Origin of the sequence: Acinetobacter sp. ANC5681 (genome assembly GCF_023488045.1) — a bacterium.
GTDB lineage: Bacteria > Pseudomonadota > Gammaproteobacteria > Pseudomonadales > Moraxellaceae > Acinetobacter.
Map to the genome: position 1 here is coordinate 61828 of NZ_JAMFKZ010000012.1, position 25145 is coordinate 86972.

Consider the following 25145-nt stretch of genomic DNA (forward strand, 5'->3'; position numbering starts at 1 on the left):
TTACTTATTGAATATTATTAATTAAATTTTCAATACCATCATGTTCTTTTTGGGGTGATGCTGTTTCCATCGCTGGAACAATAATTTGCTCTTCATCAGATGGTGCTGTATCTGGTAAATCTGAGAAGTCAGTTTGCGCGGAGCGAGTTGGTGCAACAGGAGCAGGACGATAAAGTGGGCGTGCCAACGGTGGGGAAGCACGATATTCTTTTTGTCCTTCATTTTTCTCCAGTTGTAACTTGTCGAATGAAATTGGATCTTTCGCGTCTTTATCGAAATGTACCCAAGCCGATGGCGTATCTTTAAGTGAATTCGCCATGAAATTCGTCCAAATTGGTAAAGCAGCAACTCCGCCATATTCACGTCGACCGAGTGTACGAGGTTGATCAAAACCAACCCAGGCGATTGCAACTAATTTTCCATTAAAACCTGCAAACCATGCATCTTTGGCATCATTGGTTGTTCCTGTTTTTCCACCTAAATCGTTACGACCGATTTTAAGTGCTGCTCGTCCAGTACCATGCTGAATCACATCGCGTAAAATATTAGCCATATCATAAGCTGAGCTAGATTTTAAAATGCGTTGCGCTTGGCGATAATTACTATTTGTCGTTGCGGCTGTTTGAGAGTTATATGTAACAGTTTCAGATGCGGCAGATACATCATCTAAAGTTTCATTGGTGATTTCATTTACAGCATCTTGCTCTTGAACAGCATCGGCTGTTGCATAGGCATTTGGATCACTAATACAAGGGATACAAGCGTATTCTGGATTTGCTTCATAAATTACTTTGCCTGATGCATCTTCTATTCGTTTAATAAAATGAGGCTGAATGCGATAACCGCCATTTGCAAAAGTGGCATAGCCTGTAGCCATTTGCACAGGGAGTACTTGAGGTGTTCCTAATGCGATTGTGTAGTTACGAGGAATTTGATCTTCTTGTAATCCAAAATCCATAAATAGTTGGCGTGTGCGTTCAATTCCCACAGTTTGTAATAAACGGACAGAAACCGTATTCCTTGACAAATATAATGCACGACGTAAAGGAATCATGCCTAAGTAACGCCCATCGGAGTTTTTTGGAGACCATTTACCAATACTGATGGGGCTATCGTTCACCATGCTATAAGGTGTCATACCACGTTCGAGTGCCAATGCATAAACAAATGGTTTAATAGTTGAACCTGGTTGTCTCCACCCTTGTAACGCACGGTTAAACTTCGATTGATAAAAACTATAGCCGCCAACAACAGCTTCTATGGAGCCATCATTTGGATTCAATGCAATCAATTGACCTTGAACTTTAGGAACCTGTACTAAAGACCAAACGGTTTTGTTTTCATTGGGGCGTAATCGAATAATATCTTTCACTTTAACGATTTGTGAAGCATTCGACATAGCGCCGCCTACGCTGTTCGCATTCCGATAAGGGCGAACCCATGACATTCCTGCCCAATTTACCGTAACTGTTGAGCCATCTTGCATCAAAGCATCAAAAGAATTGTTATTCACTTTTATAACTTGTGCTGGATAGGTATTTGCATATGGGACAAACTGGTTAAGAGGTTTGTCATGTGCTTCTGGTCCACGCCAACCATGGCGGCGATCATATGCTTCTAAACCGTCTTGAATTGATTCTTCAGCGTAACGTTGACGGTTACTATCAATCGTCGTATATACCTTATATCCTGAATCAATTGCTTGCTCGCCAAAGTTTTCAACCAATTCTGAACGAACCATTTCGCCAACGTACGGGAAAACATTACTGACCGAGCGATCAATCATATTCAGGTTGATTGGCTCAGCAACAGCTTTTTGATATTGACTCTGATTAATATAGCCAAGTTGTAGCATACGCCCTAAAATCCAATTCCGGCGTTCAAGCGCGCGTTCAGGATTGACGACAGGGTTGTATTTTGATGGTGCTTTCGGTAATCCTGCAATCATTGCCATTTGCGCAATGGTAAGTTGATTAATATTTTTGTTGTAATAGATTTGTGCAGCTGCAGCAATTCCGTAAGCATTTTTGCCTAAGAAGATCTTATTGACGTATGAGCTTAGAATTTCTTGTTTGGTGAGATTTTGCTCGATTTTGCGAGCGAGAAAAACTTCAGTTAGTTTGCGTTTAAGTGTTCGTTCTGGACTCAAATAATAGTTTTTTGCTACCTGCATGGTAATGGTTGAACCACCAGTTTGTACATCTGACCCTGTAATAGATTCTGTTAGTGCTCGCCCCAAGCCCTTAAAACTAATCCCATTATGTTCAAAAAATGACGAATCTTCTGCTGCTAGAAATGCATGAATAAACGCTGGTGGAATCTGTTCGTATTTCACTGGAATGGAAAGTTTGCCGCCATATTCTGCAATTAACTTATTATCTGCCGTGTAAACTTGCAATGGTTTTAGTAAAGGTGCTTTTTTTAATGAACTCATATCAGGCAAAGAGGGTGCTAGATAGAGATACATGCCATAAAATCCCATTGGAAGTGAGACTAATATAATAATAAGCATCAAAAAAAATGGACGAACAATACCAGAACTGGATAGCTTTTTCATAATAAGTAAGTTTTAATAAGAGCGAATGGCAAACTAATTATGGTCAGTATATCCTTTAGCCTTACGGATTGTTAGATGAGATATTGTATCCGTATCAATTAAAGACCAAAACAAATTAGTGAGTTGTATTTTTGGGGATAAAAAAATAAATAGGAATGTACTGTGCTCAGGTTATATCGTAAACCAAATAAGGGGTTAGTGGGTGTCGATATTAGTTCGACAACTGTTAAGTTATTGGAGCTCTCTGTAAAGAACGGTAGATATTGGGTTGAAAGCTATGCTGTGATGCCGCTGCCTGAAAACAGTGTCGTAGAAAAAAGCATCATCAATCCAGAAGCAGTTGGTGACGCGCTTGAAAGAGTCGTTAACCTTGCTAATCCGCATACGACGAATGTGGCTATAGCTGTGCCAACTTCAATGGTGATTAATAAAATCATTGAAATGGATGCAGATATGACAGCCGATGAACGAGAAGTTCAAATTCGTATGGATGCTGAGCAATACATTCCGTTCCCACTAGATGAAGTAAGTCTAGATTTTGAAGTCTTATCTGACAAATTAGCAAACCCAAATCGTGTAAATGTATTGTTAGTGGCAACGCGTACAGAAAATGTTGACACACGTGTAGAAGTTCTTGAGCTGGCTAATTTATCTGCAAAAATTGCTGATGTTGAAAGTTATGCCATGGAACGTGCTTTCAGTGTATTCGCAGATACTTTGCCAATAGGTGCAAACACAGTTGGTATTTTAGATATTGGTCATACTATGACCACCTTATCTGTCATGCAGAAAGGTAAAATTATCTATACACGTGAACAGGTATTTGGTGGTCGACAGCTAACCCAGGATGTTCAGAGTCGTTACGGTTTGTCTTTTGAAGAGGCTGGGCGTGCGAAAAAAGAAAGAACACTGCCTGACGACTATGATACGGAAGTGCTCGAACCCTTTTTAGATGCCGTAGTTCAACAGGCAGCTCGCTCACTTCAGTTTTTCTTTTCATCATCACAGTTCAATGAGATTGACCATATTTTATTGGCAGGTGGTAATGCTAATATTCCTGGTTTAGCCAAGTTGTTACAACAAAAACTAGGTTATCGCGTCACCATTGCTAATCCATTCTTACAAATGGGCTTTTCTCCGCAGATTGATATTAAAAAAATTGAAAATGATGCTTCCTCATTGATGGTTGCATGTGGTTTAGCATTGAGGAGTTTTGATTAATGGCAAAGATTAACTTACTCCCTTGGCGTGATGAGCTAAGAGAACAAAAAAAGAAACAGTTCGTTGCATTTTGTGCTGGGGTAGCAGCATTAGGCGTAGTATCAGTTTTTTCTGGCTGGATGTACTTTGACCATAAGTTGAATGATCAAGAACAGGCAAATCAGCTAATTGTAAGTACTAACCAGAATTTAGATACTCAACTTAAGTCATTAGATGGTTTGCAAGAACGACGTAATGCAATCATTGAGCGTATGAAGTTGATTCAAGGCTTACAAGGACAGCGTCCTATTACAGTGCGTTTAGTTGATGAGCTAGTGCGAGTAACACCACCTACAATGTATTTAACAAAATTTACCCGTACAGGTGATAAATTTACCATTGAGGGTAAAGCAGAAAGTCCAAATACCGTTGCTGAGCTTTTGAGAAATCTAGAAGCTTCACCTTGGTATCGTAACGCGTTTATGAATTCTTTCTTGGCGGCAGATGATAAAAAAGATAAAACAACAAGCTCTTTAGTTCCTCAGGTTGAGGAGGGGTATGGTAATTTCATTGTCTCTGTAGATTTAGGTGAATTAGGAGTAACAGCGGAGGCTAATATTACTCCAGAGGCAACAGCATCAGAGGTGGCGAAATGAACTTAGATAAATCAGATGATTTGAATCAGGACACCACTACTGTTAAGAAAAAGCAAATGACAGTAGAGCAATTTTTTCAACAGTTTAACACCTTAGATATGAACAATTATGGGGGGTGGCCACTTTCTGTAAAAATTACCTGTTGGATTTTTGTTTTTTTGGTAGTGCTCGCTCTAGGGTATTTTGTCGTAATTAGAGGTCAACTTGATGATATTGCAAATGCTCAAGCACAAGAGCAAAATTTGTTAAATGAGTTTAGGGAAAAGGATTCTAAGTTACGTAATTTGCAGCAATACCAAGCTCAGCTACAAGAAATGGAAGCGAATTTTAATCAGCAACTTGAACAATTACCGAAAGAAACTGAAATTCCAAGTTTAGTCGAAGATATCAATTTAACTGGTGTCAATTCAGGGCTGAAATTTAAAAATATTAGACTAGAAGATGAAGTGAAGCAGGAGTTCTTCATAGAGCAACCTATTAGTATTGATGCAACTGGTGATTATCACGCTTTCGGTGCGTTTGTGTCTGGTATTGCTGCATTACCGCGAATCGTGACTTTACATGACTTTGTTGTTGAAGCGAAACAAGATACTGAGAAAAAGTCTGATATTCCTATAATTCATTATTCAATTAATGCAAAAACATATCGTTATATTGGTGCAGATGAACAGGCTAAACTCCAAAAGGAACAATCTGCTCAACCAGCTAAAAATACGACCTCAAAAGTTCAAGAGGGGCAGCACTAATGAATAATTATAAAATACTATGCGGTTTATTGATTAGTATTGGTTTGGTTGGCTGCGATTCACGTATTGATACTGTAAATCAACAAATGGCAGATATTCGTAATCAACCACCCTTATCCATTGAACCAGCACCTGTGTTCACACCTGTGCCATTATTTAACTATTCAGCACATCAACTAAAAAGCCCATTTATGCCGAGTTCATTGGCTGCTGAATTAAAAATTATGGCTGGGAAGCGGGTTTATCCTAATTTGAATCGTCAACCTCAACCTTTAGAAAGTTATGCTTTAGAAGCATTAAACATGAAAGGAAGTATGCGAGGTAAAATGAATGAAACAATTGCTTTAATCCAAACGCCAGATAAACAAATTGAGCGTATACAGGTTGGTAGCTATTTGGGGATGAATCAAGGGCGTGTAGTTAAAATTAGCCCTACACAAATTGATTTAATAGAAATTGTGCCAGATGGACGAGATGGTTATGTAGAAAGACCACGCACACTCGTTTTAATTGGGCCGGTATCCTAAGATTAAGGGAATAACAATGAAAAAGCAGTTAAAAAGTTCTTTATTTGGGGAAGTCAAGACCATGAATCATGCATTCCGTCAATTTTCAATGGGTGCCGTGGCGATTGCGATTATGCAAGTTGCATCTGCACAAGTGAGTATGACGAATATTGTTCCAATGAGTTTGGCTGACCAAGGTACAGAAATCCGTATTATGTTTAACGGTTTGCCTCCACAGCCACAGGCTTATCAATTGGAACAACCCTCTCGATTAATTTTGGACTTTGATAAAACACAACAGAATCTGAAGCAGACGTCAATTCCTGTATCAACGAAAGAAGCTTCATCAGTTGATCTCGCTGCTGATGATCAGCGTTCACGTCTTGTGGTAAATTTAAAAGAAGCAGGAGCTTTTACGACACGTGTTGAAGGGAATACTTTTGTTCTTAAAATTAACGCTGCTCAACCTGTAAATAATTCACGTAATACAGCTGTAACTAGACAGTTACAACAGGGTGTATCAAATATTGGCTTCCAGCGTGGTGCGCAAGGTGAAGGATTGGTTATAGTAGATCTTTTGGGGAATAATACGCCTATAGATGTGCAACAACAAGGCAGTAAAATTGTTATCCGTACAATGGGGAACAAGATTCCAACGCATTTAGCTCGTCGTTTAAATACCAACGATTTTGCTACACCTGTCGCAAGTGTAGATGCTTATAATGATAAAGGTAACGGTGTTATCACGATTCAGTCTGCTGGTAGTTATGAATATATGGCTTACCAAGCGGAAAATAAATTAACGATTAGTCTTAAGCGTCCAGAAGATAAATCTTCTCCGAAAGCTAAAGCCCAAGTCTATACTGGGAATAAAATTTCATTAGACTTTCAGGATATAGAAGTACGTCGAGTCTTGCAGTTGTTAGCTGATTTCACCAGCATAAACCTGGTTGCTGCTGATACTGTACAAGGGAACATTACTTTACGTCTGAAAGATGTTCCTTGGGATCAAGCTTTAGATATTGTGCTTAAAACAAAGAATTTAGACAAACGCCGAAATGGGAACGTAATCTGGATTGCACCAGTTTCTGAGTTAATTAAGTCAGAAGAAGAGGAAGCAAAAGCAATTGCACAAAGTGTAAAACTAGCTCCATTACAAACTGAATATATTCGTTTAAGTTATGCGAAAGCTACTGATCTTGAGACATTAATTACCCAAGGTAAAAATAAGACTAATAATTCAGGTGGAAATACGACAACTCAAAATGCTTCGCCTAATGATCCTTTAGGTGATAGTGTTGGTAGTTTATTAAGCCCCCGAGGAACTGTTTCTACTGATCCAAGAACAAATACACTAATTATTAATGATACATCTCAAAAAATTGATCAGATTCGTAAAATGATTGATTTATTGGATGTACCTGTTAAGCAAGTTATGATTGAAGCAAGAGTTGTTAGCGCAAGCACCGATTTTACAAAGGAAATGGGGGTGAAATGGGGAATACTATCACAAGGCATTACTCGTAATAATGATTTGCTTGTCGGTGGTAGCGAAACTACTTTATGGAACCTCAGAAAGCCAACTAAGGATAGTGATACGGGGGGGTGGAAGTATGAAATTGAGCGACGTAGTAATTTAAATGTTGATTTAGGTGCTACGGCAGAAGGGGCTAGTCGTATTGCCTTTGGCTTAATAAGTTTATCTGATTTTATGTTAGATCTAGAGTTATCAGCAGTCCAAGCTGATGGTTATGGTGAAGTTATTTCTACACCAAAAGTTATGACTGCTGATAAGCAAAGAGCGAAAGTTGCCGCAGGTCAACAAATTCCTTATTTATCATCCGGTCAGAATGGGCCTAAGACCGAATTTAAAGATGCATTATTAAGTTTAGATGTAACGCCTAGTATTACACCTGAAGGTAAAGTAATGATGCAGTTAAATGTTACGAAAGATTCAGCTGGAAATCCTACACTATCAGGGCAAATTGCAATTAATAAAAATGAAATTAACACTAATGTATTGGTTGATAATGGTGAGACTGTAGTGTTAGGTGGTATTTTCGAGCAAGAAAGCACTAACCAACAAACTAAAGTGCCTTTCTTGGGAGATTTACCCTATGTTGGGAAATTATTCCGTCGAGACTCAAAAAAGGATAAAAAGCGTGAACTACTTATTTTTGTGACACCGAGAATTGTTAATGACACTTTGACGAGAAATCATTAATATATTTTGAATAATCGCAATTAATATAGGTGGCGCGTTGCAAGGCAAAGCGTTTGAAACCCTACCAAATATTTATTTGGTAGGGCCAATGGGGGCAGGGAAAACAACAGTTGGTCGACATTTAGCAGAATTGTTGGGGCGTGAATTCATTGATAGTGATCATGAAATTGAGCGTAAAACAGGTGCTACAATCCCTTGGATTTTTGAAAAAGAGGGTGAATCTGGTTTTCGAGCACGTGAAACTAATGTGTTAAATGACCTAACTGCACGTTCTGCCCTTGTTTTGGCGACTGGTGGTGGTGCGGTAACACAATCGGAAAATCGAAAGTTTTTAAAACAGCGAGGTATCGTTGTTTATCTATATACTCCTGTAGAGCTTCAGCTACAGCGAACTCATCGCGATAAGAATCGTCCCTTGTTGCAAGTAGAAAACCCAGAAAAGAAATTAAGAGATCTGTTAACTGTGCGAGATCCACTTTATCGTGAGGTTGCACATTTTATTGTTGAAACAAATCAGGGTGCAGCGCGAGACTTAGCGCAAAAAATTCTACAGCTTATTTTATCTAAACAAATTTAGTAATTTTCTTGTTGGTCTAATTTTATGCAAACACTACATGTTGAATTGGGTGATCGTCGCTATCCTATTTTTATTGGAAGTAATTTAAATCCCAGAGATTTGCTAGCGCCATATATTCATGGTCGACAAGTGATGTTGGTTTCCAATACAACCGTCGCACCATTATATTTGCAACATTATGTTGATGGATTGCGCCAGTTAGATAAACAGATTGCACAATGTATTTTACCCGACGGTGAGCAATTTAAAGACATTGAACATTTGAATTTAATTTTTGATGCGCTTTTGGAATCAGGTTTTAATCGTGATTGCACAGTGCTTGCATTAGGTGGTGGAGTCATTGGTGATATGGCTGGTTTTGCATCAGCTTGTTTCCAGCGCGGAGTGAATTTTATTCAAGTACCAACTACATTATTATCTCAAGTTGATTCAAGTGTGGGTGGGAAGACAGGAATCAATCATCCTTTAGGTAAAAACATGTTGGGTGCGTTTCAGCAACCTCAAGTTGTATTAGCGGATATGGCACAGCTTGATACTTTACCAGACCGTGAACTTTCTGCTGGTTTGGCTGAAGTGATTAAATATGCATTACTAGGTGATGTGGATTTTCTAGTATGGTTAGAACAGAACATGGATGCGCTTGTTGCACGTGATGCGAATTTACTCGCAGAAGCAGTCTATCGCTCATGCGCACATAAAGCTAGAATTGTGGCTAATGATGAAAAAGAGCAGGGTGAGCGTGCACTTCTAAATTTAGGGCATACTTTTGGGCATGCAATCGAATCCTATCTAGGTTATGGGGTATGGTTACATGGTGAAGCGGTTGCAACAGGTATGGTCATGGCGGCAGATTTGTCACACCGTCTAGGTTGGATATCTGCTGAAGATGTTGAGCGTACAAAAAGAATTATTCTACGTGCCCATTTACCGATATCATGTCCACAGATTCCACTCGACGAATTTTTGGCTTATATGTCGCATGATAAAAAAGTACTCAATGGCCAATTACGTTTGGTTTTACTTAAAAAGTTAGGCCAGGCCATCATTACCAAAGATTTTGATGTGGATTTAATGAAGCAAACGATTCTTGCGAACCAATCTTCATAATCAATATATTGAGAAAAATATGCTTATTTCTAGATCAATCTGGCAAAATATTCAACAATACAGCTGGCTCACGCTTGCAATTGTATGCTTGATTGCTGCATTGGTCTTTTGGGGAATTACTGATGGAGATGCTTTGGTTGAGGTAGATCAACCAGCTAAAACTGAAGTTCAAATTCAACCTGAAAAAGTGACTGCAACTGCTCATCTAGGTGCCTTTTCTAATGAGGTGAAGCCGCTAGATTTAACAACCAGAGTTGTTGTTTCTAATGAGCATGCACCAGAATTTCGTGGCACTAAATTTATTAAAGAAAATCAGCAAAAATGGACGATGGAAATTTTTCGAAGTTCAGATGAAGCAATTGTTAAAAATTTTTTGTTGAGTCGATTAGATCGGAAAAAGTTTATTTATTTCCGCTTAACTGGGGAGGATCAGGCAGAACAATATGTTCTTGCTTATGGTATGTCACCGAATATGGAGGAAGCAAATCGTCAGTTTGCTCAATTGAATTTGGTACTTCCGCAATCCGTGCAACCTAAAGCCCAGCAATTATCAAAATATGCAGAGTTTGTGAATGATTTAGGGTTTGATGAATTAAAAACAGCGACAAATCAGCTTTATGATATTCAGTTGAAACCCGCAGCGCTACCTAAAGTGGACGAGAGTTTGTTGGCTGCAGGGGCGGTGGTTTCACAAGGCAGTTTGGGTGTTAGTTCAGAAAAGCCAGCAGTTGATCCTGCAATAGTAACTCAGACAACAGTCACACAGCGTGATGCTCAAGGTAACGTGGTAAACGTCAAACAAAGCCAATCTTCAACACAAAACCCTGAAAAATTGAAAGAAAATTCAGATTCTTCTAAACGCGATGTGGTAGATCCATTCAATTAGTGTTGCACTAATTTTGAGCATTATTGGCGCTTTTTTAAGGCGAAATGACTTATTTTGGTGCAAAAAAACCTGATAAGATATAGCTTTAGCCTATTATAAATTAAGGTTATTTTAATTTTTTTAATGATTTAGTAAATTTATAATTAATTGGTATGTTTTTTGCTTCCTTGTGGTGCTAATTTATCTGCTCATTGCACTTTTTCACACTAAACACCCAATTAATTTAGTGAAATGGAAAGTTTTTGTGCTTTACAAACATTGGTGAAGGTGTAATAACTGAAAACACTTTATATGCTTGAGTACGCTGTTTCTTCTTAAAGAAAGGCGTATATTGCAAATCCGCCAGGAAAAATGTTTTTGCGAAGCATTGAACTTTATATGAGTTGATCGGCAATATCGCAGAAAATGAATTGATTGTTTGTTGCTCGAAAGAGCCATGTTGAAAGAAGGGTACGCTATGCACATGCCATCGCCTAATACTGTAGCTCCCGCTCAAGGCTTATATCAGCCTGATGAGTTTAAGGATAACTGTGGTTTTGGTCTGATTGCCCATATGAAGGGTGAATCAAGCCATCATCTGGTCGAAACTGCGATTCACAGTTTAAGTTGCATGACGCACCGTGGTGGTATTGCCGCGGATGGTAAAACAGGAGATGGTTGCGGATTGTTATTGGCAATGCCAAAACAATTTTTCCGTGAAGAAGCTCAGAAGCTAGGCAGTAATCTAACTGAGATTTTTGCTGCAGGCACAGTATTTTTGAATATTGACCCTGCTTTAGCTCAAAATGCAAAGAACATTTTAAATAAAGAAATTGCAGCAGAAGGTTTAACGGTTGCGGCATGGCGTGTTGTACCAACAAATAATGATGCTTTAGGTGAAATTGCATTGCAATCACTCCCAGCATTTGAACAAATTTTAGTGAACTGCCCAATGGGTTTGACTGAAGTTGAATTTAACCGCAAGTTATTTTTAGCTCGTCGCCGTGCAGAACAACAATTACAAAATGACCCATTATTCTATGTGACCACACTTGCAACAACTGTTATCACATATAAAGGCTTAATGATGCCAGCAGCAATTGCTGACTTCTATACCGACTTAGCTGATGAACGTCTAAAATCGCATATTGTGGTATTCCATCAGCGTTTCTCAACCAATACTTTGCCACGTTGGCCATTGGCTCAGCCATTCCGTTATCTTGCGCATAATGGTGAAATTAACACCATTACAGCAAACCGTAACTGGGCACTGGCTCGTACGCCAAAGTTTGAAAATCCATTACTGCCAGGTTTAACTGAGTTAAATCCGATTGTAAACCGTACTGGTTCGGATTCATCAAGCCTAGACAATATGCTTGAAATTCTTGTTGGTGGCGGAATGGACTTATTCCGTGCACTTCGTATGTTGGTTCCACCAGCATGGCAGAATGTTGAAACTTTAGATGCTGATCTACGTGCATTCTATGAATTTAACTCTAAGCATATGGAAGCTTGGGATGGTCCAGCAGGTCTTGTGATCCAAGATGGTCGTCACGCGATTTGTATGTTGGATCGTAATGGTTTACGCCCTGCACGTTGGGTGATCACCAAAAATGATTACATCACGCTTGCATCAGAGATTGGTGTATGGGGTTATGAACCAGAAGATGTTGTGTCTAAAGGTCGTGTTGGTCCTGGTCAAATTTTAGTTGTAGATACTTTGACAGGCAAAGTGCTTGATACGAAAGATGTCAGCAATCACCTTAAAAACATGCGTCCGTATCGTGAATGGTTGCGTGACCATGCGATTCGTTTGAAAGCAGATCCTCAGCTTGAAGAACAATTGAGTGATCAGGGTTTAACTGGTGATGCATTAAAAGCGGCTCAAAAAATGTTTATGGTGACATTTGAAGAGCGTGATCAGATTTTGCGTCCAATCGCAGAAAGTGGTCAGGAAGCTGTTGGTTCAATGGGTGATGATACGCCAATGGCAGTCTTGTCTCGTCAAGTTCGCCATGTATCAGACTATTTCCGTCAACAGTTTGCGCAAGTGACTAACCCACCAATCGATCCATTACGTGAATCGATCGTAATGTCATTGGAAACATGTTTGGGTCGTGAGCAAAATGTGTTTGAACAGGGTCCTGAACACGCTGACCGCATCATTATTTCAAGCCCTGTATTGTCACATTCAAAAATGCAGCAGCTTCGTGATGTTGAAAAAGAACGTGCGGGTTATGCTGTTGCTGATATCAATCTGAATTATGCAGAAACCGAAGGTTTACAAGCCGCAGTTGCACGTATTTGTGAAGAAGCTGCACAAGCTGTTCGTGATGGTAAAACTTTAATCGTTTTGACCGATAAAAATATTCGCGAAGGTTTCTTGCCAGCAAACTCAGTATTGGTAACTGGTGCAGTACATCATTACTTAATTCAAGTTGGTTTACGTACTGATGCAAATATTTTGGTTGAGACAGGTTTCGCACGTGATCCACATCAATTTGCAGTACTACTAGGTTTTGGTGCGACAGCAATTTACCCGTATTTAGCTTATGACGTGATTAATGATTTGGTTGCGAAAGGCGAATTATTGGGTGATCCAATTTATGCGCAAGCAAACTTCCGTAAAGGGATTGAGAAAGGTCTATTAAAAGTACTTTCTAAAATGGGGATCTCGACAGTTGCTTCTTATCGTGGCGGCCAACTGTTTGAAGCAGTAGGTTTGTCATCTGAAGTCGTGGATAAATGTTTCCTTGGTGTACCAAGCCGTATCCAAGGTGCGACTTTCGCTGATTTAGAAAATGACCAGAAAAAATTGGCAAGCACAGCTTGGTCAAATCGCAAGCCAATTGATCAGGGTGGTTTACTCAAATTCGTATTCGGTAAAGAGTACCATGCGTTCAACCCTGATGTGATTAACTCATTGCATAAAGCGGTTCGTTCAGGTCAATATCAAGACTTTAAAGAATATGCTGAGCTAGTAAATAACCGTCCAGTTGCTACGATTCGTGACTTATTCAAGTTAAAAACAACCGATTCGATTGCGATTGATCAAGTTGAAACGATTGAAGAGATTCTACCTCGTTTTGATTCTGCGGGAATGTCTTTGGGTGCATTATCTCCAGAAGCACATGAAGCAATTGCAATTGCGATGAATACGATTGGTGGTCGTTCGAACTCTGGTGAGGGCGGTGAAGATCCTGCACGTTACGGTACGATTCGTAACTCGAAAATCAAACAGATTGCATCAGGTCGTTTTGGTGTAACTCCTGCGTACTTAACCTCTGCTGAAGTGTTGCAGATTAAAGTGGCACAGGGCGCGAAACCAGGTGAAGGTGGTCAGTTACCAGGTGGTAAAGTGAATGGCTTAATTGCACGTTTACGTTACTCAGTACCGGGTGTGACTTTGATTTCTCCGCCTCCGCATCATGACATTTACTCAATTGAAGATTTGTCACAATTGATCTTTGACTTGAAGCAAGTCAATCCTCAAGCGATGGTATCGGTAAAACTAGTATCAGAGCCAGGTGTTGGAACGATTGCGGCTGGTGTGGCAAAAGCATACGCTGACTTTATTACCATTTCAGGTTATGACGGTGGTACAGCGGCATCTCCACTTTCATCAATTCACCATGCAGGTTCGCCTTGGGAATTAGGTTTAAGTGAAGCGCATCAAGCACTTCGTGTAAATGATTTACGTGGTAAGGTGCGTGTTCAAACGGATGGTGGTTTAAAAACAGGTCTGGATGTAATTAAAGCTGCAATTTTAGGTGCTGAGAGCTTTGGTTTTGGTTCTACGCCAATGATCGCATTAGGTTGTAAATACCTACGTATCTGTCACTTGAATAACTGTGCAACTGGTGTCGCAACACAGCAAGACCATTTACGTAAAGAGCATTATATTGGCGAACCAGAAATGCTGATCAACTTCTTCAAGTTTATTGCTGAAGAAACACGTGAATGGTTGGCTGCTTTAGGTGTTGCATCACTCAAAGATTTGATTGGTCGTGTTGATTTGCTTGAGGTTTTACCAGGCGAAACTGAAAAGCATGCGCATCTTGATCTCAGTGCATTATTGACATCACATCCTGCTGCTGAAGGCAAAGCTCAGTATTGCCAAGTTCAAGGTAATGCGCCATTTGATAAAGGTGTATTGGCTGAGAAAATGGTTGCTGAAATGCTACCAGCGATTGAAGCAGGTACAGGCGGTTCATTTAATTTCACTGTTGGTAACTGTGATCGTTCAATTGGCGCACGTATTTCTGGTGAAATTGCACGTCGTTATGGCAACTTGGGTATGGAAAACAGTCCAGTAGTCATGAATCTTGTAGGTACTGCTGGTCAGTCACTTGGTGTTTGGAACGCTGGTGGTTTGCATATCAAACTTGAAGGTGATGCAAACGATTACGTGGGTAAAGGTATGGCGGGTGGTCGTGTGTCGATCTTCCCACCAAAAGGTTCACCGTTCCAAACACAAAATACTGCAATCATCGGTAACACTTGTTTGTATGGTGCGACTGGCGGTAAGTTATTTGCTGCGGGTACTGCGGGTGAGCGTTTCGCTGTTCGTAACTCAGGTGCTTTTGCAGTCATTGAAGGTGCTGGCGATCACTGCTGTGAATATATGACAGGTGGTGTGGTAACTGTCTTAGGTAAAGTTGGTCATAACTTTGGTGCGGGTATGACAGGCGGTTTCGCTTATGTACTTGACCTTGATAACGACTTTGTTGACTACTATAACCATGAGTTGATTGACCTAAATCGTATCTCGACTGAGGCGATGGAAGATCATAAAGAAAACCTCCTCCGTATTCTCGATGAACATATTCAAGAGACAGGAAGTGCTTGGGCATACAAAATCCGTAATGAGTTCGACTTCTATAGTCGTAAGTTCTGGCTTGTAAAACCAAAAGCTGCTAATTTGCAATCGCTTTTGAAAACAACCCAAGCCGATCCACAATAATTCCACGACTGCAAAGACATAGGCAGGTGCAGAGGTGAAGGACACCACTGCACCTGCCCACGGAGAGAGACATGGCAGAACGCCTCAATAATGACTTTCAATTTCTGGATGTAGCACGCCAAGATCCAGAGAAAAAAGATATTACTGTCCGCAAAGCAGAGTTTGTGGAAATTTATAAACCCTTTACTGCGGAAGTTGCTGCGAATCAAACGCACCGTTGTTTAGGATGTGGTAACCCATATTGTGAATGGAAATGCCCAGTACATAACTATATTCCAAACTGGTTAAAGCTGATTGCAGAAGGTCAAATTTTCCAAGCGGCTGAGCTTTGCCATCAAACCAATACCTTGCCAGAAGTATGTGGTCGTGTTTGTCCGCAAGACCGTTTGTGTGAAGGTGCATGTACTTTAAATGATGGTTTTGGTGCAGTCACGATTGGTAATGCAGAAAAATATATTAATGATACAGCGTTCGCTTTGGGCTGGCGTCCAGATATGTCTGGCGTGAAATGGACCAATAAAAAAGTAGCCATCATTGGTGCGGGCCCAGCAGGTTTAGGCTGTGCTGATATCCTTGCCCGTGGCGGTGTAAAACCAGTTGTATTTGATAAGCGCCCTGAAATTGGTGGTTTACTTACATTTGGTATTCCAGAATTTAAAATGGAAAAAGATGTGATGAAACGTCGTCGTGAAATCTTCACGGGGATGGGTATCGAATTCCGCTTAAATACTGAAATCGGCGTTGATGTAACGATTGAACAACTCCTTGCTGAATACGATGCCGTATTTATGGGGATGGGAACTTATACCTACATGAAAGGTGGTTTCCCTGGCGAAGATCTTGATGGTGTTTACGATGCCCTAGATTTCTTAATTGCTAACGTCAATCGTTGCCAAGGTTGGGAAAAAGATCCAAGCGAATACATCAGTGTTGATGGTAAGAAAGTGATTGTTCTTGGTGGTGGTGACACTGCAATGGACTGTAACCGTACTTCATTACGCCAAGGTGCGCATGATGTGACATGTGCTTACCGTCGTGACGAAAGCAACATGCCGGGTTCTGCGCGCGAAGTGAAGAATGCCTATGAAGAGGGTGTGAAATTCCTATTCAATCGCCAACCGATCGAGATTGTGGGCGAGAATGGCAAAGTGACTGGTGTTAAAGTGGTGACTACCCAAATGGGTGAGCCTGATAGCCGTGGTCGTCGTAGCCCTGAACCTGTTCCAGGTTCTGAAGAAATTTTACCAGCAGATGCGGTATTACTTGCATTTGGTTTCCGTCCAAGTCCTGCTGATTGGTTTGGTTCTGCAAATGTAAGTTTAGATGGTTCAGGTCGTGTCGTTGCGGCAGAACAACAAGAATTTAAATTCCAAACATCTAATCCAAAAATCTTCGCTGGCGGAGATATGGTGCGTGGTTCTGACCTTGTTGTGACTGCAATTTGGGAAGGTCGCCAAGCAGCAGAAGGTATTTTAGATTATTTAGGTGTCTAATTCATCTTTTTAGTTTGATTGCGATAAAGCCTGCTCAAGCAGGCTTTATTTTTTTTCATCTTATCTTTTTGGTAGTTTTAGCAAATCTTGTAAGCTTTCTGCCCTGTCCCTGATCATTTTTCAGCATGATACTCGAAGACCAATCAGGAAATTGTGCAGGCAATAAAGATGGCTCTTGCAAATGCAAATTCAGAGAAAATTATTTAAATCTTCCCAAGGCATTTGGGGTTACAGTACAACGGTTACAGTTCTCAGATGATTCTATGCAATGATATAAAGATTTCAACAAATAAATGTTACACAGCGAACAAAAAATCACATTACAATGAATTATGGCAAAAATATAAAGAAAAACCTGAGGATAAATTTTTATGAAAGTGATCAAACAAACTGCGCTCGCAACTGTATTGGCAAGCACCTTATTGTTCACAGGCTGTGGCTATAACACCTTGCAGGTGAAAGATGAGGCAGTGAATGCTTCCTGGTCTGAGGTGCAAAACCAGTATCAACGTCGTGCTGATTTAGTTCCAAATCTTGTTAATGTCGTGAAAGGCTATGCCAAACATGAGGAACAAGTGCTCACAGAGGTGACGCAAGCACGCTCGAATGTTGCGGGTTTAAAAGTGGATAAAGAAGTTTTAGAAGACCCAGCGCTATTCGAAAAATATCAACAAGCACAAAGTCAATTGACAGGTGCATTATCTCGTTTAATTGCGGTTTCTGAAAATTATCCAGATTTAAAAGCCAATGAACAATTCCGTGATTTACAAGCACAATTGGAAGGTACAGAAAATCGAATTGCGGTGGCACGTAACCGCTATATTACGACCGTGCAAGATTACAATTCATATGTACGTCAGTTCCCACAAGCAATGACAGCAAAAGTCATTGGGATGAAAACCAAAGAGAATTTTAAAGCAGAGCAATCTGCGCAACAAGCGCCAACAGTTTCATTTAATTAAGATTTGAAATTGTTCTCGATGGTTTTGGAGTTGCCATATGTTGGAAGAAATTAGACAAAAACTTAAGCAGCTTTCGGCTGTTCTCATGATTGTTTTTGTAACACTATTTTTTCAACATACAGTTTGGGCTGAGGTTGCGACTGCAACAGATGAAACTGATTTAGTTGTTGCAGGTAAAATGATTCAGCAGCCACAACAAAATCAATCACAACCAAACACTACAGCACAACACGCACCTATTTTACCGCAAGTTGCCAATGATATGGCTGAGGGTGAATCCATACGTGGTTTACCGACTTTAAACCAACCTGTGATTGATCAGGCTAAGATATTGAACGAGGCTGAAGTACAGCAACTCAATCAAAAAATACTGACATTGTATCAGCAGGGTAAAGCTCAGATTGGGGTGATTATTGTACCAACCACTGGACAGGAGGCTATTTTTGATTTTGCTTTACGTACAGGTGAAAAATGGCAACTAGGTTCTGCTAAACGTGATAATGGCTTGTTGATGGCAATTGCAGTCAATGATCGCAAAATTCAGATTCTAACAGGCTATGGTCTCGAAGGTGTTTTACCTGATGTGGTACTGAGCCGTATTATTCGAAACCAGATCACACCTGCATTTAAACAAGGACAATATGCACTGGGCATTGCGGCAGGACTGGATGAAATTAGCCGTATTGTGAACCAAGATCCAGAAATTGCACAACAGGCTGCCCAAGAATTAAAAGACCGTCATGAACAAGCTTTACGTGAGCAACAAGCGAAAGATAATACGCTAACTATGGCGCTATTTATCCTGATTGCTGGTGTTGTTGGTTCATTCATTGTTGGCAATCGTTTAAGTGCCTCCACTGCGGCAGTAGCTGCAACTGTTGCGGGACTAGTCAATGGTGCTGGTCTTGTGATGAGCCTGTTATTAGGCATCGGAATTTTCTTTCTACTGATTACTTCATTGGCACAGCTTATTTTTCAAGCTTTTCTATCTGGAGGGGGGCGAGGTGGAGGTGGTATTGGTGGAGGAAGTGGTGGTGGATATAGTGGCGGTGGCGGTAGTTTTGGTGGAGGAGGAGCATCAGGTTCATGGTGACAAAGACGGATACAACGGAAATCATTACGCAATCGAAACTGGAAGAATATGCACAACCTAGTCTAAAACGTTGGTTCAAACATTTTTTCTATATTTCTTCTGCACATCGTTTTTTTAATAAAAAAGACCGCTTAGAGATTGCACAAGCTGTTCAGCAAGCCGAGAGAGGGCATGTCGGTGAAATTCAAGTGGTAATAGAAGGGCATATACCCTGTTCACAGGCTTATCATCAAAACACACGGCTACGTGCTCAGCAGCTATTTGCTGAATTAGGTGTATGGGATACTGAATTGAATAGTGGGGTTTTGCTTTATTTGAACCTTTGTGAGCGAAAAGTTGAGATTGTGATTGATCGTGGTCTTAAAAATGCGACTCAAACTGAGATTTGGAATCAGATTTGTCAGCGTATTGTCTCTCAACTTGCTCAAAAACAACATCTAGAAGCGATCAAAAACGGAATTTGTGAGATTGGTCAAGTATTAGATCATTATTATGTTCATTCTGAAGCGGATAACAAAAATGAATTGCCAAACGAGCCTGTCATTCTAAATTGAGTTATTGCGTATTTTGAAACCTCTTTATATGGTTAATTTTGATTTAGAAAATGCTATAAATCTTATATTTTAAAATATATCCTTTTATCTTCCGACAAACGGTTGTGTAAATACCAATTTTTTTTATGTGATTTGTTTCGCTCAATTTTACGCCTCTTCGATAGAAATCATGCTTAATCGATACGGGGTTTGAAAATAAGTCGTGAAAGGTGACGTTTTTTGTCATTTTTTGTCATAAAGAGTGATAATTGCATTAAAACTAATCTGCAATAATATTCTTTTAAGTCTCTGTTTTTTTGAGTTAAAATTGGATAAGCTAAGGATTGGCATAGAACATGCTAAATACTAAGTAGCTGAAAACGGCTTATAAAAATTTAATACATTGGAGAAATGTTATGAAATCAATGCAAAAGGGTTTTACTCTTATCGAATTAATGATTGTTGTAGCGATCATTGGTATTTTGGCTGCAATTGCGATTCCTTCATACCAAAACTATACAAAGCGTTCAGTAGATGCTCAATGTACAGCGACTGGTAAGAACTTTGCGACAGCATGGAATTTATCTGTGTCTGATCCAGAAGGGAAAACATCAGCGCCAGTACCTAGTAATTATAATACAGCGAACTGTGTAATTACTGCACCTGCTGGTGCTGCAAATACATTTACTGTAGCAATGACTAAAGGTACTAAAGCATCACTTACTTGTGATTGGACTAAAGGTACTTGCTCATAATCAAGCAAAAAATTAGTTATAATAAAAGCACATATTTATTATGTGCTTTTATTTTTTAAAATTAAAAGATATGTGAAATAAAAGATGTATATAAATATTCATAAAATATTAAGTCCTAACACATTGTTAATTAAAAAATCATTAATATTTTTTGTAATATTTTTTTTCGTATGCTCAATTTTAAATTCTGAACATAATCTACCATGGGTAAGTTATACATCTGAAAAGTATTGTTTTATTTCATTTGCTTTTCTTTGTTGTTATTTTCTAATATCTTCACAAAAAATATTGTTGCCTATCATAATTATACCGATAGGCTTGATGGTTTTTATTCCTGTTATTCAATATCTTTTTGGTGTTATTGTTTTTTTTGAAACAATGTTTTTTTCCTCAATGTATTTGTTTTGTTTTTTTTGCTCTGTATTAATAGGTTATAATTTTAATGATAGGTTGTTGTTCAGTCGTCTAGTATGTAATATGTTCTTGTTTGTGGGTGTGATATCATCATGTATTGTTATTATTCAGTGGTTAGATTTTTATAATTTACAGCCTTATATAATAAAGATACAAACTGGTCGTCCATATGCAAATTTGGGTCAGCCAAATCAGCTCTCTACTATTCTTATTATAAGTTTATGTTCTTTGTGGTACTTGTATGAGTATGAGAATAAGAAAATATATAACTATATAGCTCTTTTATTATTGTTTTCTATTGTTTTAACTCAATCTAGGACAGCATGGTTAGTCTTTTTATGTTTAGTAATATATTATTTTTTAGTAAAAAAAAGAGTTAATTTTTCATTGAAAGTTAGAGCAATTTTTTTATACATCATTTTCTTTGTCTTTAGCTTAATTTTTCTTCCATATTATAATTCTATTTTAGATTGTTTTAATATAGGTTTGAAAACATCAACTTTTTATGAAAGAATTACTACTGGATACTCTAGATTAGATATATGGGAGTATCTATATCATGCTTTGTTAGAAAAACCATGGACTGGTTATGGTTGGTATCAGACACAGATTGCTAATGTTTCTGGTATGGGTAACGCTCCAACAAAGATGGTTTTAGATAGCTCACATAATATCGCCCTGGATATTTTAGTTTGGACTGGACTTATTTTGGGTATAATAATTCTATTATATTACTTTTTTTTATTTTTATCTATTTTTAAGTCGTTGAAAACCAAGGAGTCTATTGTTTTTTTTGCAATGATTCTATCAATTTTGATACATGGTTTTTTAGAGTACCCACTTTTTTATTCTTATTTTCTTTTACCTATGGGGTGGATGATTGGCTTTGTTTTAAATGAAAATAAACTTAGATTTTTTTATTTAAATAAAATTATTGTATTGTTTTTAATTTTAATTTTAATTTTTTCTATGTTTCTTGTTAATTTTGGTTATAGTTATATGTATAATAAAAAAATAGAAGCCTTAATGAAATTGGACAGAAAGGAAAAAATTTATTATACAGATAAGCAATTGAAGATAAATTTTTTTATGGAGGAAACTATATATGATAGAACTAACTTTATTATTTACTGGGTGAAATTTAATCCATATACTAAATTGGATGATAGTAAGCTTATATCTTTGAAAAAATATGTATTTGCAACAGCTACAAAGCAAAATTTGACAAAATATGCAATATTATTGGCATATAATGAATACCAAAATGAAGCAATAATGATTTTAAAAATAATAGAGAAATTATACGGTCAAAGAATAGACTATGCTCAGCTTTTGGACCAGAGGATGTATCATAAGGTCTGTAAGTTTTGTGATTAAAACAGTAAAAGCGAATAATAGGCTTTATATGCCATTAAATGTCAATCTTATATGCCATTAAATGTCAATCTTATATAAAAATTAGCATTTTGAAACTTTTTTAAAATGATGAAGACATATAAAACAATAGCTTATGTTTGGCATGTTATTTGAATAAGAAAATATAAAGTGGGGGGAAGTAATGGACAGAGAAAGTGGATTTAGTCTGATAGAAATGATGGTTGTGGTTGCAATCATTGGAATTTTAACATCCATTATGATCCCTGCTTATAGCAGTTATCAAAGAAAGACAAGTATTAAAGCATGTTTATTTGAAGTAAAGCGCTATAGTAACTTAGTCTATGTTGATTTATTTGACCAGAATGATAGTACAACTCCTTTTGCTCCAACAATTAGTGCTTGTGAATCTATAACAGATGCTTCAACTATGGATGAGAATAATATTCAAAAAATTGTTGGTGTCGTAAAACGGTATTCTGATGTAAAGATAGAATGTGATCTTCAAAAAGGATCCAAATGTATAATTGTTGAATAAATTTAATTTAGTGGTTTTTGTGTAATGTCTAAACGTATTAGATTTTTTTTAGGGCATTTATTAGTTTCTATTTTGATTGCATTATGTTTAAGTGTAATAGTATTTTACTATTGGTATCCATCACCATTAGCTAAAGCTGTTGGGGTCACTCAATTATTTTGCATGTTATTAATCATTGATGTGATCATTGGTCCTTTACTTGGTTTGTTGGTCTATAAAGAAGGGAAAAAAACATTAAAGTTAGATATTGCAACGGTCATTGTCGTACAAATCGCTGCTTCAGGATATGGTTTCTATACGATCGGTCAAGGTCGCCCAGCTTGGATTGTTTACAATAACTTGAGTTTTGTAGTTGTAAAGAATAGCGATATCGAACCTAAGTATTTACAGAAAGCTGAAACTAAATTTCAGCAACCATCTTGGTTGCATCCAAATATAGTAGCCATACAATCCATTTATACGAGTCAGCAAAAACAGTCTCTTGATTCCCTTAGTCAAGAACGTAACAATGCAATGAACCGACATCCAGCATATTATACTGATATAGAAAATGTGAAAGTACGTTTGCAAATGAATGCCTATCCAATTTCTATGTTGGAGCAATATAATGATAAGCAAAGAGTGCTAGATATTTTACATAACTATCCAAATGCGGATGCATGGCTACCTCTTTCGGCTCCAGTACAGGACATGGTTGTATTAATTAATAAAGAAAAAGGCGAAGTTGTTAAAATTGTAGACTTGCGACCATGAAAGTAAATCAATGCAAGTTAATTCATTATTAGGATTTGTTTAAATGAGCTTCGATGTATAATCTATCGAAGCTTATTTTTTTATGTCGATATGCAAATTCTTTGTAGTGTAGTTGCAGCTTTACTGATTAGTTTTGCTTGGCTGTCACCATTTCATACCTATCCCTGGGTGACATTTTCTAGTGAGCTGGCAAGCTTCGGAGCTGCTTTGGCGTTACTGGGTGTTCTGCTCAAACAAAATATTAAAATTCCTAAACCACAACTTATGATGTTGCCCTTGCTTTTGATTCCTGTATTTCAATGGCTATTTGGGCTCGTTCCAGATTTTAGTGTGGCATTGCTAAGTTTTTCATATGTTTTTATGTTCTGGTTGATGATGATAGGTGGATATAACCTGTCCTCTACATCTGAAAATCGTGAACGCTCTATGCAAGGGTTGAGTCATATAGTACTGAGCGTTGCTTTTATAAGTAGTTTGATTGCGATTGTTCAATGGTTGAATTTAGAGTCAAACTTTAATTGGGTTATTCAGCTCAAAGGTAACCGCCCATATGCAAATTTTGGTCAACCCAATAATTTAGCTACTTTTTTGATTATAGGTTTAATGGGTGCATTGTTCTTATATGAAAAGCATAAAGCATCTTTGTGGCTACTTATTCCATCAAGCTTATCTATCTTATTTGCGATTTGCTTAACACAATCACGGACTTCCTTGCTAGTCTGTATTTTTATTTGTATCTATTGGGTGATTAAGCAATATAAGAATAAACCAAGGCTTAATTTTATTAAGTTATTTGGTTGGGCTGCTACTTATTTTTTAATTGCGGGCTATTTATTGCCTATTATCGCACAAGTCATGACGACAAGTGTTGGAGAGGCGGTAACCCATACAGCATCACTAGCACAACGTGCAGGTTCAGGGCATGAGCGTCTTGGGATGTGGATGCAAATTATACATGCCATAGGTGAGCGTCCGTGGTTTGGTTATGGCTGGAATCAAACAAGTGTCGCGGTTGTGGAAAGTATTCATTTTAATACCGTACAAGTTTGGTTTAATAGCGCGCATAATATCGTGTTAGATCTGTTGGTTTGGAATGGTTTGCCATTAGGCTTTTTAATTATTGCGTACTTTGCGATTTGGTTCTTTTGGTTAAGTAAAAATGCAAAAGATACAATTTCGATTGTGGCAATATTGATGGTGAGTGCAATTTTGATGCATGCGATGTTGGAGTTTCCGCAGCGTTATGCTTACTTTTTATTGCCAATGGGTTTTTTGTTGGGGTTAATTCAAGCTCAAACGCCAAATTTAAACGGTGTTAGCTTACATCGAAATATTATTCGTTGTGTATGGCTCGTTTCTCTGATTGTCTTACTGTTGATTTGGCGAGATTACAAACTGTTCCAAGAGAATAGTAAATTGGTTTTTAAGCAAAAACCAGTTTCAGAAGAAATATTGGGAAGTTCTAAAATATTGATACTTACTCAATTTCAGCAAAGATTAGATTGGATTGCTTTAAAGCCTCAGACATTGATGTCTGATTCAGATCTTAGCGTAATTGGCGAAATGGTTAAAAATAAGGCTACACCATATAATTTAAAAAAATATGCACAATTACTTGTCTATAATCACAAGCTTGATGAAGCGGAGCAACAATTATTTGTTTTACAACAATTGTATAAGCAAAAAATAAGCTTGGCAGAAATTATGGAATTAAATAATAAATAAACTTATAAAATTCATCTACTTTAGGACTTACGCACTATTATTTATAGATTCTCTGTGGTAGCAGATGATTTTTATCGAGAATAAAGTCATCAATGAAGTTTTTG

At 38.1% G+C, this 25145-nt stretch carries 19 protein-coding genes; 18 read left to right on the forward strand and 1 reads right to left on the reverse strand.

The window, feature by feature from the left end:
- Positions 1–4: 4 nt before the first annotated feature.
- A complete protein-coding gene (gene ponA, locus M5121_RS08940; RefSeq protein WP_249570971.1) occupies positions 5–2557 on the reverse strand; it encodes a penicillin-binding protein PBP1a in 2553 nt (850 codons plus the stop codon).
- Positions 2558–2719: 162 nt separating this feature from the next.
- Here ponA and M5121_RS08945 point away from each other — a divergent pair, with 162 nt between their 5' ends.
- The 18 genes from M5121_RS08945 to M5121_RS09030 all read left to right on the forward strand — a co-directional run bounded on the left by M5121_RS08945 (position 2720) and on the right by M5121_RS09030 (position 25041).
- Positions 2720–3778, forward strand: coding sequence for a pilus assembly protein PilM (locus M5121_RS08945; RefSeq protein WP_087547382.1), 1059 nt, complete (start codon positions 2720–2722; stop codon positions 3776–3778).
- On the forward strand, positions 3778–4413 hold the full coding sequence (locus M5121_RS08950) for a PilN domain-containing protein (RefSeq protein WP_249570972.1): 636 nt from the start codon (positions 3778–3780) through the stop codon (positions 4411–4413). Before M5121_RS08945 ends, M5121_RS08950 begins: the two co-directional genes overlap by 1 nt.
- Entirely contained in the window at positions 4410–5159 is a 750-nt protein-coding gene (locus M5121_RS08955; protein ID WP_249570973.1) for a type IV pilus inner membrane component PilO, read from the forward strand. Before M5121_RS08950 ends, M5121_RS08955 begins: the two co-directional genes overlap by 4 nt.
- Complete coding sequence (locus tag M5121_RS08960; protein WP_249570974.1) at positions 5159–5686, forward strand: pilus assembly protein PilP; 528 nt, start codon at positions 5159–5161, stop codon at positions 5684–5686. The genes M5121_RS08955 and M5121_RS08960 overlap by 1 nt, the downstream gene beginning before the upstream one ends.
- A 61-nt stretch (positions 5687–5747) precedes the next feature.
- Positions 5748–7889 carry a type IV pilus secretin PilQ gene (locus M5121_RS08965; protein WP_502798275.1) on the forward strand — a complete coding sequence of 714 codons (2142 nt, stop codon included), beginning with the start codon at positions 5748–5750 and terminating at the stop codon, positions 7887–7889.
- Between the two features lie 10 nt (positions 7890–7899).
- Positions 7900–8466 carry a shikimate kinase AroK gene (gene aroK, locus M5121_RS08970; RefSeq protein WP_087535970.1) on the forward strand — a complete coding sequence of 189 codons (567 nt, stop codon included), beginning with the start codon at positions 7900–7902 and terminating at the stop codon, positions 8464–8466.
- A 24-nt stretch (positions 8467–8490) separates the two neighbouring features.
- Positions 8491–9573 (forward strand): 3-dehydroquinate synthase, encoded by a 1083-nt coding sequence (aroB, locus tag M5121_RS08975; RefSeq protein WP_178882506.1) that lies wholly within the window; start codon positions 8491–8493, stop codon positions 9571–9573.
- Between the two features lie 19 nt (positions 9574–9592).
- Complete coding sequence (locus M5121_RS08980; protein WP_249570976.1) at positions 9593–10459, forward strand: hypothetical protein; 867 nt, start codon at positions 9593–9595, stop codon at positions 10457–10459.
- Between the two features lie 463 nt (positions 10460–10922).
- Entirely contained in the window at positions 10923–15401 is a 4479-nt protein-coding gene (gene gltB, locus M5121_RS08985; RefSeq protein ID WP_171295118.1) for a glutamate synthase large subunit, read from the forward strand.
- A gap of 71 nt (positions 15402–15472) precedes the next feature.
- Positions 15473–16894 (forward strand): glutamate synthase small subunit GltD family protein, encoded by a 1422-nt coding sequence (locus M5121_RS08990; protein WP_087535974.1) that lies wholly within the window; start codon positions 15473–15475, stop codon positions 16892–16894.
- Between the two features lie 371 nt (positions 16895–17265).
- The gene (locus tag M5121_RS08995; protein WP_178882509.1) at positions 17266–17856 is read left to right on the forward strand and encodes a LemA family protein; all 591 of its coding nucleotides are present in this window, start codon (positions 17266–17268) and stop codon (positions 17854–17856) included.
- Positions 17857–17941: 85 nt separating this feature from the next.
- A complete protein-coding gene (locus M5121_RS09000; RefSeq protein ID WP_502798276.1) occupies positions 17942–18949 on the forward strand; it encodes a TPM domain-containing protein in 1008 nt (335 codons plus the stop codon).
- Positions 18943–19503, forward strand: a complete 561-nt coding sequence (locus M5121_RS09005; RefSeq protein WP_249570978.1) for a TPM domain-containing protein — start codon at positions 18943–18945, stop codon at positions 19501–19503. The genes M5121_RS09000 and M5121_RS09005 overlap by 7 nt, the downstream gene beginning before the upstream one ends.
- A 395-nt stretch (positions 19504–19898) precedes the next feature.
- Positions 19899–20237, forward strand: a complete 339-nt coding sequence (locus tag M5121_RS15920; protein WP_349628957.1) for a prepilin-type N-terminal cleavage/methylation domain-containing protein — start codon at positions 19899–19901, stop codon at positions 20235–20237.
- A gap of 321 nt (positions 20238–20558) precedes the next feature.
- Positions 20559–22028 (forward strand): O-antigen ligase family protein, encoded by a 1470-nt coding sequence (locus M5121_RS09015; RefSeq protein ID WP_249570979.1) that lies wholly within the window; start codon positions 20559–20561, stop codon positions 22026–22028.
- Positions 22029–22209: 181 nt separating this feature from the next.
- Entirely contained in the window at positions 22210–22563 is a 354-nt protein-coding gene (locus M5121_RS09020; protein ID WP_249570980.1) for a type IV pilin protein, read from the forward strand.
- Between the two features lie 24 nt (positions 22564–22587).
- Positions 22588–23316, forward strand: coding sequence for a TfpX/TfpZ family type IV pilin accessory protein (gene tfpZ / locus M5121_RS09025; RefSeq protein WP_249570981.1), 729 nt, complete (start codon positions 22588–22590; stop codon positions 23314–23316).
- A gap of 90 nt (positions 23317–23406) precedes the next feature.
- Positions 23407–25041 carry an O-antigen ligase family protein gene (locus M5121_RS09030; RefSeq protein ID WP_249570982.1) on the forward strand — a complete coding sequence of 545 codons (1635 nt, stop codon included), beginning with the start codon at positions 23407–23409 and terminating at the stop codon, positions 25039–25041.
- Positions 25042–25145: the final 104 nt, after the last annotated feature.